The sequence below is a fragment of the Paenibacillus sp. J22R160 genome, from assembly GCF_059692135.1.
In genome coordinates, this window is the sequence record NZ_JCAUAU010000012.1 from 90,797 (window position 1) to 102,675 (window position 11,879).

Below are 11,879 nucleotides of genomic sequence, written 5' to 3' on the forward strand. Positions count from 1 at the left end.
TGATGAATTCAAAAAAAAATACTCGCAAGCGCAACTTTTTCTAATTCGCTGCGTTTAATACTTTGAAAACAAGTAAACGATGATGACTTATATCATTCCTGTACACTAAATGGATATAAAAATAATCCTTTACGACGTATTTCGACCATAGTATAATATACCTTGGTGTCACTACCTATTTCTAAAATCGTTTACTAGTTTCTAGTGTGGTTATATAATCACAAGAGAACTTAGTTATAAAATTTCCGCTCAACTCTGGAAAGGGGGTGAACAAGACAATGAGTGAATCGAGCTCAAATATGTTTACAACTAAAACAAATAAAATTAAAGATATCCAAGGAGGAGAAAAAAAGGTTATGAAAAAAAGTTTATCCGTAGTTCTTTCTACAGCAATGGCATTATCCATGTTTTCTTCCGTAGCATTTGGTAAAACATCTGCAGATTTCACAGATCTTAAAGATCTTGACGCAGCAACAAAAGCAAAATTCGATGCAATGATCAGCGCAGGTATCTTCGACGGCGTAACAGACACAACATTTGGTTTGAAAGACGAAATGAACCGTGCTCAATTCGCGAAAGTTGCAGCTTTGATCACTGGTATTGAAGTTAACAAAGATCTTAAAACTTCCAGCTTCTCTGATGTTAAAGTTGATGACGCAGCTAACGGCTACGCACTTCCTTACATCGAAGCTTTGAAAACTGCTGGTATCACTGATGGTTACGGTGAAGGTACTTACAACCCAGCTGGTAAAGTAACAAAAGAACAACTTGCTACTTTCTTGGTTCGCGTATTGAACAAAGATGCTGAAGCAAAAGGTAAAACTGGCGACGACAAAACAGTTTCTGAATGGGCACAAGGTTATGTGAAATTGGCTCTTGAATTGAAATTGTTCCCAGCTGCTGAAGGTGGTTTCGGTGGCCAAACTAACGCAACTCGTGATCTTCTTCTAACTGGTGCATACGAAGCGAAAGCTCAATACGTATCCCCAGGTAAATTCTCCGTAACAGCAGCAAAAGCTTCTGGTGCGAAAAAAGTTGAAGTTTCTTTCAGCAAACCAGCTGATAAAGAAAAAGCTAAATTCGAATTGAAAAAAGGTTCGATCGTTGTAGCTGTTGACACAGTATTTGCTGAAGATGGCAAATCCGCAACACTTACATTGAAAGACACTAAGCTTACAGCTGGTGACTACTCCGTAACTTTGAGCGGCCTTGACGCTGCAACTGTTGACAAAACAACAGCTAGCTTCACTGCTGAAAACGAAAAAGTTACTAAAATTGATTTCGTTAACGCTAGCGATACAATTGCAAAATCCGCTAAAGTTCGTATTAAAGTAAAAGCTTCCAACCAATATGGTGAAGATGCGTCCTTCTCTTCAGGTGCATACACTGTATACTCGGACGCAGCTGCGAACGCACAACTAGCTAAAACTAGCGATGGTGGATTGCTGTTGAAATTGGATACTAGCAAAGATAATTTCCAATCAGGTACAGGTCTTGTTCCAGTAAACATCTATGACAACGAGAACCATGTATCAGTTTCCAAAACATTTAAAGTAGGTACGGCTCCATTCATTTCCAAAATGGAACTTAGCGCAATCAAATATTCCAACGGTAAAGATTCAATTGGTACAAAAGGTGAGACTGCTACTTTTGATCTTACAAACTACGACCAATATGGCAATGTAGTTGCTTATGATTCAGCTAAAGATCAAACGGATACTCGTGTTGTATTCAATGGTTATGAGCCTGCTTTGAAATATGAAGTAGCTGATTCCAACAGCGACGATATCGCTGATGTGAAAATCTACCTTGATAACAACATTGACAAAACAGCTGAGGTTTCTTTCACAGTTTATAACCAAGCTGGTTCTGGCACAGGTAAAGTGAAATTGGCTTCTGGTAAAGTAGCTACTAAAGTAGAAATCGGAGATGTTAGCACACAAGTTGCTGCTGGTGATGCAGATTTCTATGTGCCAATTACAGCTTATGATGCAGCTGGTAACGTATTGAGCGTTGACGATCTAGTAAGCGACCAAAACGTAAAAAGAATCAAAATCAGCTCTTCAACAGACGCTAGCGGTGACAATTCCGTTCTTCAAGTAAGTGGAGAGAACAAAGGTAAAGTGAAAATCACTAACCTTCCATCTTCCTCCAAATCAATTATTTCTGTAACAGCATATATCGCTGAGCCGAATGCAAGCAGCAACGATACTGCTACATTTACTGTAGGTGATGTACGCGTACCAGAAAGCTTCAAAGTTGTAACTGATCCAGCTAAGAAGATTGCTGAAGGTGCAGAAAGCGCGTTCGAGATTCATGTATATGACCAATATGGTAAAAAGTTGGAGAATGTTAAATCGACTGATGGTAACGGTAACGTTGGCACAGCAGTAAATTACCGAGTTGCTGTATCTACAGCTGTCTATGGTGGTGTAAAAGCAGTAACAAATGCTGGTGCTGATTTTGCTCCTACGACTACGTATTCGGGTGCTGATGTAAATACACTCTTTAACAAAGAGCATAAATTCGTGTTCGGTACAACTAACGTCGATACTGCTAACTATGCTCAAATCACTTTGAACATCCAAAAGCAAGCTGCTAATGGTACATGGAATGACGTTACATCACCGCTTACTAAGAAAATCGAAGCAGTTACTGGAGATCTGACTTACTCCATCAACAGCATTGATAAACTGGTAAATGCTATCGATACAAGTTCTGTTTCTGAATATGTTTATGACACAGGTTCAGTTGCTGCTACAGGAAAAAATATTTTGACTGTTGCTCAACAAGAAGCAGCTCTTGATAACAAACTTGCTAAACAAGTTAAGCTTACAGCAACTGACAGCGCAGGAAACACTGTTGCAATTAAACAAACAATTCAAGGATTGTTTAGCTCTAACCCAATCGTTGCAAAAACGGATATCAATACATCCAATGGCAAAGGTTATGTAGTTGGTAACAAGAAAGGTACAGCAACACTTAACGTATCCTTTGTTAACACCAAAAACGAAACAGTTCAAAAGACTGTGAACGTAACAGTTCTTGACGATGTTCTTACTTCCACGAAAGTTGAAGCTGGAAATACAACAAGATCTGCGACTGAGTATGCTGCTGGTGTAGTTGAAGGCAAGTTCAATGCATTCAGATTGATGAACTTGAAAGTAACTGACAACTATGGCGTTACTTACGAAGGATTTGACGCTCAGAAATATAACTACCTGTTCGGTACAGTATTTACTGTAAAAGGTGTTGTATTGTCGGATTCAGCCGTAACTGGTACAGCTAGCACAGTATCTGTTGACAAATATGGTAACATTACAGCTGGTACAAACGTAAAAGCATTCGATCTGCTTGCAACAACTGCAACTGGTCTTTCCGCAGCAACTTCAATTACTGTTAAATAATCTAGGCTTAAACTAAAGAAGACCTTAGGGTCTTCTTTTTTTATTGAAGTAATGAAAGGGGAATTTAACATTGTTTGAAAAAAGAAAAATGATATTACTTTCAGTTATATTCATGGGTTTTAATATAGTGGTCTCAACTTCCCAAGCCGAAGCACCAACCCCGGGCTCGTCCACCGACCCGGTGATCACAAAGAGCTACTTCGACCAGAACACCTTAAGCGAAGCCAAGGTGAAGGATCTTATCGCCTCCGCGATCGCTGCCAATGCTGGTGGCAGCCAGCCTGGCAATGGGAGCAACGGAGGCACAGGCACTAGCCCGACGCCAGCGGCGATGAAAGTTGTCCAATTAGCAAATGGACAAACACTTTACGCCGGCGCTGGCGCCGAATTTATCGTGCGAAGCGGCAGGGTCCTCGCCGTGAGCAACGATGATAATGGCATCCCGGATGTAACGGGAGGCAAGGATCTTCCAGCGGGGACGGAAGTCGCGCTGAATCATCTTTTGATTTTCCCGGCTGAGGGACGCGGTATAAAGCCATCACCGAAAAATACGGCGGACATTTTTGTCATGGTGCGCGGTAGCTATTTACTGCTGAATGCAGACGGAAGTTCGGCTGCAAAATAATGTTTTTTAAAAAGTAAGCGAAGACTAGTCTTCTCCATAATTTTACCCGTAATGACAACTTCTTATGCGGTTGGAGCTTAGGATTCTAGCCATAATAAAGGTGTACCCACTCGGGTCAATTGCTTACGGACCTTGGTTTTTAATAAAAAACTTTAAGGAGGCGTTTATTATGGCTAGAAGTAACAACAAATTGGTTCCTCAATCAAAAAAGGCACTAGATGCACTCAAATACGAGATTGCTGCTGAGTTAGGATTGCCGGTGGGTAAGCATATGTCGTTAAGTGCGGACACGGAGTTCGCGACAGAACTAGGGTCAATTCCTTCATCCTCAGTGAAAGAGGATTATTGGGGGCACATTTCTTCAAGAGATGCAGGGGCTGTTGGGGGGACCATAACAAAAAGGCTGATCCAACGTGCTGAAGAAGCCTTGTTTTCACTATAACAATTAGAAATTATTCATAATTTATTCACGACTACATTCATTGACACTGAGCGACAAATAAAGTAAGATAACTTATTGAAGGTCAATGTTAATTTAACCTTTTCCAATCGGGAAAGGTTCATTTTTTTGTTGTCTTTATTCATTAATAAATTTTTAGCAGTACGGAATTCAAAGTTCTTGTCAGCGCAGAGCGCAAAAGAGGGATTCCGTTTGGCGTGAAAAGCTGCCGCTAAAGCCGGGCCCACTTTTTTTCATATAGAGGCATCGAGTAGAAGCTTTTCAAACATACTAAATGATATTAGGAGGATGAATGATATGACGCAAGTACGTGGACGTCGTTTATTTACATCCGAATCCGTAACAGAAGGTCATCCGGATAAAATTTGTGACCAAATTTCTGACTCGGTATTGGATGCATTTCTTGCCAATGATCCGAATGCTCGTGTAGCATGTGAGGTATCTGTAGCAACTGGTTTGGTTTTGGTAATCGGTGAGATTACTTCTAGCTCTGAATATGTGGATATTCAAGCAATTGCAAGACAAACAATCAAGGAAATTGGTTACACGCGTGCAAAATACGGGTTTGATTCCCAAACATGTGCGGTTCTCGTTTCTTTGAATGAGCAATCTCCTGACATTGCCCAAGGCGTTAACAGAGCTCTTGAAGCAAGAGAGGGTTCTATGTCAGATGAAGAAATTGAAGCAATCGGTGCTGGTGACCAAGGTCTGATGTTCGGTTTCGCAGTTAACGAGACACCTGAACTTATGCCACTTCCGATCTCGATTTCTCACCAATTGGCTCGTCGTTTGACGGAAGTTCGCAAAGATGGAACTCTTCCATACCTGCGTCCGGATGGTAAAACTCAAGTAACTGTTGAATACATTGATGATAAACCAGTTCGTGTAGATGCAATCGTTGTATCCACACAGCATGGTGAAGAAGTTTCTTTGGAGCAAATCCAAAAAGATATTAAAGAGCATGTTATTGCTCCAATCGTTCCAGCACACTTGTTGGATGATAAAACAAACTATTTCATCAACCCAACTGGCCGTTTCGTAATCGGCGGACCTCAAGGGGATGCTGGTTTGACTGGTCGTAAAATCATCGTTGATACTTATGGCGGTTACGCTCGTCACGGTGGCGGTGCGTTCTCTGGTAAGGATCCAACAAAGGTTGACCGTTCCGGAGCATACGCAGCACGTTATGTTGCGAAAAACATTGTAGCAGCTGGACTTGCTGAAAAATGTGAAGTTCAACTGGCTTACGCAATCGGTGTTGCACGTCCGGTATCCATTGCTGTAGATACATTCGGTACGGCAAAAGTTAGTGAGGAAAAGCTGGTTGAGCTGATCCACAAAAACTTTGACCTTCGCCCAGCGGGTATTATTAGAGAGCTTGACCTGCGTCGTCCAATCTACCGTCAAACAGCTGCATACGGTCACTTTGGCCGTAATGATCTGGATGTTCCTTGGGAGCGTACAGACAAAGCTGAGCTTTTGAGAACTCAAGCATTGGTTTAATATTAGAAGACCGTCCTATTTTGGGCGGTTTTTTACTTATCAGTAAAATAGAACATATGTTTGACTTACTATATAAAAATTGGTAATATATACATATACTCCACAAGTTTTTCATCACGAGCAATTCGTATGGTATACTGAAATTACGATTAGAAGCATCTATTTATAGATGGATCGGGGAGTGATGGAAATGGATGATGAATTGAAAGAAGCTCTATCAGCCTTGCTTAAAGCCGAATTTTTACCAGTGTTTGATAGGATAGATTTGATGGATAAACGTTTGGATGGAATTGATAACCGCCTGACTGGAATCGACAACCGCTTGACTGGAATCGACGACCACTTTACTGGTATCGACAACCGCTTGACTGGTATCGATAATCACCTGACCGGTATCGATAATCACCTGACCGGTATCGATAATCGCTTGACTGGAATTGATAACCATCTGACTGGTATCGACATACGCCTAGATAGACTAGAAATAGAACAAACTCAAGTTAAACAAGCTGTTTTGGAAACCAACGCCACAGTAAAGCGGATTGAACTTATCCAAGAACAGCAGCATGCTATTATTGAACTTTTGTCAGCTCGTTCTATTGAGCATGAAGCTAAAATTAAACGTATCCTGTAAATTTTACAGGTTTTGTATCTCAAGCAGAGAGCAAGTCCCACGGGGGTTGACTCTCTTTTTTTTGTTCTTTTGGTGTATAAATACAACTGCAATCCTATCGTAACTTTTTCCATAGTTTAAGAGTCTATATAAGTATCGTGAAAATGATAGATACTAGAATTAGACTGAAAGAGGAGTGTGGAAAAGCAACATGACGGTACAGAAGCAAGTAGGGATAGGTGCGCTGGCTTGCGCATTGATGTGGCAATTGGTAACTGGGACTACGGTAAATGCGGCAGGATCAACGCTGACGCTTAGTTCACAGGAAACAATTACATCAGGCGCAATCATGAAGAATTATGTTTGGACGACAACTAGAAGCAATAAGGACGTTTCGGTAAACGCCAACGTGATCGAGGTAGATTTGACGAATCCGAACGTAAAGATAGACGCAATGGCAGGGACGAATACGCAGTTTACGAAGAACCAGAGCGTTTTGGGCATGGTGAAGGATAGCGGAGCAGTAGCGGGTGTAAACGGAGATTTCTTCAATACACAAGCCGAAGGTGTCCCGGAAGGTGCTCAGATTACGAATGGAACGGTGATGGCGACGCCAGCTAAAATATCAGGACTGTATTCTTTTGCTATAACAAAGAATAATCAGCCGATTATTGATATTCTTGACTTCCAGGGTAAGGTAACAGCGAAAGATGGCACGTCTTTTGAACTTGGCGGTGTGAATAAAACGTATTATTGGGACGATAACAATGTTGCGATGATTGCTGACGGACTTTTCCTATATACGAGTGCTTGGGCAATGACACAAAGAGCAGTGGATGGAACGCATGTTCCAACTGAGGCGCTTATTCAGAATGATATCGTCAAGGAAATTGCGGTAGATACGAATATTAAAATGATTGCTCCTGCAGACGGGTATATTCTTAGAGGTTCAGGTCTGGCAAGGGAGTTTATCGTAAATCACCTCAAAGTCGGAGATAAAGTCACTACCAAATATGATATGATCCCGCATGACGCTTCCAAAACATATGATTGGAAAAACTTTAAAATGCTTATCGGCGGCAGCACACTGCTGGTAGATGAGGCGAAGCCGAGTTATTTCACACGAAATATTAACGATTTCAGCGGTTACAGTCCTCGCTCACGAACGGCTCTAGGCTATTCCAAGGACATGAAAACAGCTTACATTATTACCTCTGACCGCAGTGCGGGTAGTGCGGGTATGACACTGCCAGAGCTTCAGCAGTTTATGATTAGTGCTGGAGTTTGGAAAGGGATGGTACTAGATGGTGGTGGTTCCACACAGATGGTGTCTAGACCTCTAGGAGACATTGATCCAAAATTGGTGAATAAAACGGAGAATGGCAATCAACGTTCCGTTGCAAATGGTTTAGGCGTATATTCCACCGCGCCTAAAGGCGAGTTAAAAGGTCTTATTTTAAAAGGCCAAAATATTTTATTTATGAATGAATCCAGCACTTATCAATTTAAAGCATATGATGATTATTTTAATCCGATTTCAGTTGATGGCATCGTTCCACAATGGAGTAATTCCACAACAAATGGTGCCTTTAAGGATAATGTATTTACACCTGTAATGCCAGGTAAAACGCAGATTACTGCGAAGTCAGGGAAAGGCTCTGCATCCATGGATGTTGAGGTTATCGGCCGGAATCAAATTAATTCGATGAAGTTCAATTCGGGTGCTTTTTCGTTGACCGAGGGTGGAGATTTTAAGTTGCCAATTATGGTGACAACCAAAAGTGGTGCTACAAGAGAGCTACCCGCGGCATCAGCAACATGGGAGCTTAGCGGAGTGAAAGGGAGCTTGAAAGATGGTATTTTACATGTAGACAGTGCTTCAGGTTCTCAGGCTGCCCAGGTTATTGCAAGGTATGATGGCTTCAGCACAATGGTTACCCTTCCAGTGGGACAAGAAAAGGTATGGTACGACCTAGACAAGTCTGCGGTTATAACTACAGGTGATAAATATCCGGCAGAGGTTGTTTCTGCTGTAAATATTGAGCAAGCAAATGGAAATAAGAATTTAGCGATTACTTACGATTTTACAAAAGGTACAGGAACGAAAGCTGCATATGCCCGATTTGATGGTACTAATGGCGTGCAAATTGCTGGTGAGCCTGAGTTCATTACGGCAAAGGTCCTTGGTGATGGAAGCTTTAACTGGGTGCGTGCTGAAATTATTGATGCTGACGGCAAACTGAACTATGTCAGCTTCACAGAAAATACGAACTGGACGGGCTGGCGCAAATTGACGGCTGATGTCTCCGATCTGAAATTCCCAATTAAGCTCAAGAGTGTCTATGTAGCTAATCCGGCGAATGGGCAGGATGAAAGAGCACCGAAAGGGAAAATTAGTATCGATGATATCTCTTTTATTTATAAAGGACAGTTACCGGCTCTGGCGAAAAATTCAGTAAAACTCACAGTGAACAAGAAACAGGTAACGGTGAATTCAAAAGCCATGACGTTAGAGCAAGCACCGACGATTGTGAATGATAATACACTTATTCCAATTCGATTTGTAACAGAAGCTCTCGGCGGTAATGTGAAATGGGATGACAAAGAACGGAAAGTTACTGTTGTTCGCGGAGACAAGCTAATCGATCTGTGGATTGATAATGCAGATTTACTAGCAAATGGGGATCGTATCACAGCAGAGGTTGCACCAAAAATTATGAATAATGTGACTATGGTTCCACTTCGTGTAATTTCTGAGAAATTAGGGTTTAAAGTAGGCTGGGATCCCCAAAATTATGGGATAACCATTGAATAAATAGTGCTAGAAGTTCACTTCAAATTGTAAGAACTATGTTACAATATGGGGTAGACTAATTTCTAATATTGTTTTAAAAAAGGAGCATGTTTCATTTGCAACCAGACGCTATAGATCGTGTCATAAAAAACGCAATTAACGTCATGGAGAGCAGCAAGTATCAGATGTTCGAGATCGCAGAAGCTTCCCGCTTGGAGAAAGAATCACTTACTCGTGAACTTGAAGAAATTAAGCACGAAACGAGTATCACGATTGATTTGGTCGATAAGCTGGAGAAGGATTACAAGCGTTCCCGCATTCGACTCACGGAAGTCAGTCGTGACTTTAATAAGTACCGTGAGGAAGATATTAAGGTTGCTTATGAAGCGGCTATTGCCTTTCAATTACAACTCACTATTGCTAGGGAAAAAGAAAATAATCTGAAGACCAGACGCAATGACCTGCAGGTGCGAACTAAGAATGTGGACAAGCAGGTAGAGCGGGCTGAAACGATCGTTTCTCAGATGAATGTAGTTTTAGAATACTTATCCGGAGATCTCAATCAGGTCACTCGCATACTAGAATCGGCTAAAAACAGACAACTGCTTGGTTTGAAGATTATTCTGGCGCAAGAGGAAGAGCGAAAGCGCATTGCGCGTGAAATCCATGATGGTATGGCTCAGACCTTGGCGAATGTTGTGCTACGAACAGAAATTGCTCAGCGCATGCTTATCAAAGAAGATATCCCCGCGGTAAAGGAAGAGCTAGTGGATTTGAAGGGCCAAGTCAGAGGGGGACTTGAAGAAGTTCGCAAGATCATCTTCAACCTCCGCCCGATGGCGCTCGACGATCTAGGTATCGTGCCGACTCTGCGTAAATATGTTCAAGATTGCGAAGAGAAGTATCGAATTCGTACGCAATTCAATCTCGTAGGCAAGCAGACTCGTATTCCATCTGGGCTTGAAATTGCGATTTTCCGACTGGTGCAAGAAGCTCTATCTAATGTAATAAAACATGCGAAAGCAACTTTCTTATCTGTTGAGCTAACACTGGAACCTGATCAAGTACAAATCTACGTCGTAGATAATGGGGTCGGCTTCGATGTGCCGCAAACAGAGCAGAAAATAGCTAAAGGAAATAATTTTGGTCTGTTAGGCATGCGTGAGCGTGTTGAGCTTCTGGAAGGCACAATGATCATTGATTCCGCCAAAGATTCCGGGACCAAAATTACAATGAATATTCCTATTGGCGGCGGTGCAGAGAACAAGGAGGAAAATCAAAATGGACAACACGGCGAGTCATAAACGCAATGTGCGAATTGTTATTGCGGACGATCACCAGCTGTTTCGCGAAGGTGTTAAACGGATTATCAATATGGAAGATGATATGGAAGTCATTGGTGAGTGTGGTGATGGAATCCAAGTTATCGAGCTATGCAATCAAATCACGCCAGATATTGTTCTCATGGACATCAACATGCCGCTTGAAAACGGTGTTGTCGCGACTGAGCGCTTAAAGCTTATTTTCCCTGATATTAAGGTTATCATCCTTTCGCTGCATGATGATGAGAGCTATGTATTCGAGACACTTCGTAAGGGAGCTTCGGGATATTTGCTTAAAGATATGGAAGCAGAGTCGCTTATTAATGCGATCCGTTCCGTAGTGGCTGGTCACGCCTACATTCATCCTAAAGTTACAGGAAAGCTAATCAATCAGCTAAGACGTATGACTTATTTAGATGATGTCGGTGTGGTTGGTTCAGGACAGGGCGCTAAGGATTCTGCATTAAAGTACATACATAATACCAACAGTCCACTTACCAAACGGGAAGCGGAAGTTCTTCGTTTAATGGCAGAAGGCAAAAGCAATAAACTGATTGGAGAGTTCCTCTATATCAGCGAGAAAACGGTTAAGAACCATGTCAGTTCCATTTTACAAAAAATGGAAGTTGATGACCGTACACAAGCGGTTATCATCGCGATTAAGAATGGTTGGGTAACCTTGTAAGACTCCCGTTGTTGGAACCCCTCTACTTTTTGTGGCATACACTGCAAATAAGGGAGGGATCCGCTATGTGGATTGGGTTACTTTGGATCTTGGGTTGTTACGGAATCAGCATCGCTGTGCTTCATCTATTGTTCGGAGCCCGCAAGGGTAGAAGTAAGAAGCCTGCAAAAGTTCTGCTTGTTACCAAAAATAACCAAAATCAAATTGAATGGTATATTCGCTCATTATTTTTTTTCTCTGGATTAAAAGGCTATGAAGTTACGGCAACGATCTTCGATGAAGGGTCTTCTGACGACACGAGGCAAATTATTGAGCGATTATCCCATACCCATTTGCTAGATCTGAGATATCAGATGGATTTTGATACTGTTGATCAATTTATGAGTCAGCATGAAGGAGAACCAGTTGTTGTTGTTCATCTCAGCAATAGGGAAGATCTCGTGAAGATTCCTGTGGGATATTAGTAATCG

The 11,879-nt window shown here is 41.7% G+C and carries 9 protein-coding genes; all 9 read left to right on the forward strand.

Annotation, left to right across the window (positions count from 1 at the left end; all coding sequences use genetic code 11):
• The first annotated feature begins 278 nt into the window (after positions 1-278).
• The 9 genes from AC58UW_RS21805 (at position 279) to AC58UW_RS21845 (ending at position 11,873) form a co-directional block, all read left to right on the forward strand.
• Positions 279-3,407, forward strand: coding sequence for an S-layer homology domain-containing protein (locus tag AC58UW_RS21805; protein WP_497422704.1), 3,129 nt, complete (start codon positions 279-281; stop codon positions 3,405-3,407).
• 112 nt (positions 3,408-3,519) lie between these two features.
• Positions 3,520-4,032, forward strand: a complete 513-nt coding sequence (locus AC58UW_RS21810) for a hypothetical protein (RefSeq protein WP_497422705.1) — start codon at positions 3,520-3,522, stop codon at positions 4,030-4,032.
• Between the two features lie 169 nt (positions 4,033-4,201).
• Complete coding sequence (locus tag AC58UW_RS21815; RefSeq protein ID WP_497422706.1) at positions 4,202-4,474, forward strand: alpha/beta-type small acid-soluble spore protein; 273 nt, start codon at positions 4,202-4,204, stop codon at positions 4,472-4,474.
• A gap of 315 nt (positions 4,475-4,789) precedes the next feature.
• Positions 4,790-5,995, forward strand: a complete 1,206-nt coding sequence (metK, locus tag AC58UW_RS21820) for a methionine adenosyltransferase (RefSeq protein WP_497422707.1) — start codon at positions 4,790-4,792, stop codon at positions 5,993-5,995.
• 190 nt (positions 5,996-6,185) lie between these two features.
• On the forward strand, positions 6,186-6,629 hold the full coding sequence (locus AC58UW_RS21825) for a hypothetical protein (RefSeq protein ID WP_497422708.1): 444 nt from the start codon (positions 6,186-6,188) through the stop codon (positions 6,627-6,629).
• Between the two features lie 190 nt (positions 6,630-6,819).
• A complete protein-coding gene (locus AC58UW_RS21830; protein ID WP_497422709.1) occupies positions 6,820-9,423 on the forward strand; it encodes a stalk domain-containing protein in 2,604 nt (867 codons plus the stop codon).
• 86 nt (positions 9,424-9,509) lie between these two features.
• Positions 9,510-10,706, forward strand: coding sequence for a sensor histidine kinase (locus AC58UW_RS21835; protein ID WP_497422710.1), 1,197 nt, complete (start codon positions 9,510-9,512; stop codon positions 10,704-10,706).
• Complete coding sequence (locus tag AC58UW_RS21840; protein WP_127453353.1) at positions 10,684-11,409, forward strand: response regulator; 726 nt, start codon at positions 10,684-10,686, stop codon at positions 11,407-11,409. Before AC58UW_RS21835 ends, AC58UW_RS21840 begins: the two co-directional genes overlap by 23 nt.
• Positions 11,410-11,474: 65 nt before the next feature.
• The gene (locus tag AC58UW_RS21845) at positions 11,475-11,873 is read left to right on the forward strand and encodes a hypothetical protein (protein WP_497422711.1); all 399 of its coding nucleotides are present in this window, start codon (positions 11,475-11,477) and stop codon (positions 11,871-11,873) included.
• Positions 11,874-11,879: the final 6 nt, after the last annotated feature.

Coding starts and splice junctions, on each gene's coding strand:
- AC58UW_RS21805 (WP_497422704.1), top strand. CDS start 279: ATGAGTGAATCGAGCTCAAATATGTTTACAACTAAAACAAATAAAATT.
- AC58UW_RS21810 (WP_497422705.1), top strand. CDS start 3,520: ATGGGTTTTAATATAGTGGTCTCAACTTCCCAAGCCGAAGCACCAACC.
- AC58UW_RS21815 (WP_497422706.1), top strand. CDS start 4,202: ATGGCTAGAAGTAACAACAAATTGGTTCCTCAATCAAAAAAGGCACTA.
- metK (WP_497422707.1), top strand. CDS start 4,790: ATGACGCAAGTACGTGGACGTCGTTTATTTACATCCGAATCCGTAACA.
- AC58UW_RS21825 (WP_497422708.1), top strand. CDS start 6,186: ATGGATGATGAATTGAAAGAAGCTCTATCAGCCTTGCTTAAAGCCGAA.
- AC58UW_RS21830 (WP_497422709.1), top strand. CDS start 6,820: ATGACGGTACAGAAGCAAGTAGGGATAGGTGCGCTGGCTTGCGCATTG.
- AC58UW_RS21835 (WP_497422710.1), top strand. CDS start 9,510: ATGTTTCATTTGCAACCAGACGCTATAGATCGTGTCATAAAAAACGCA.
- AC58UW_RS21840 (WP_127453353.1), top strand. CDS start 10,684: ATGGACAACACGGCGAGTCATAAACGCAATGTGCGAATTGTTATTGCG.
- AC58UW_RS21845 (WP_497422711.1), top strand. CDS start 11,475: ATGTGGATTGGGTTACTTTGGATCTTGGGTTGTTACGGAATCAGCATC.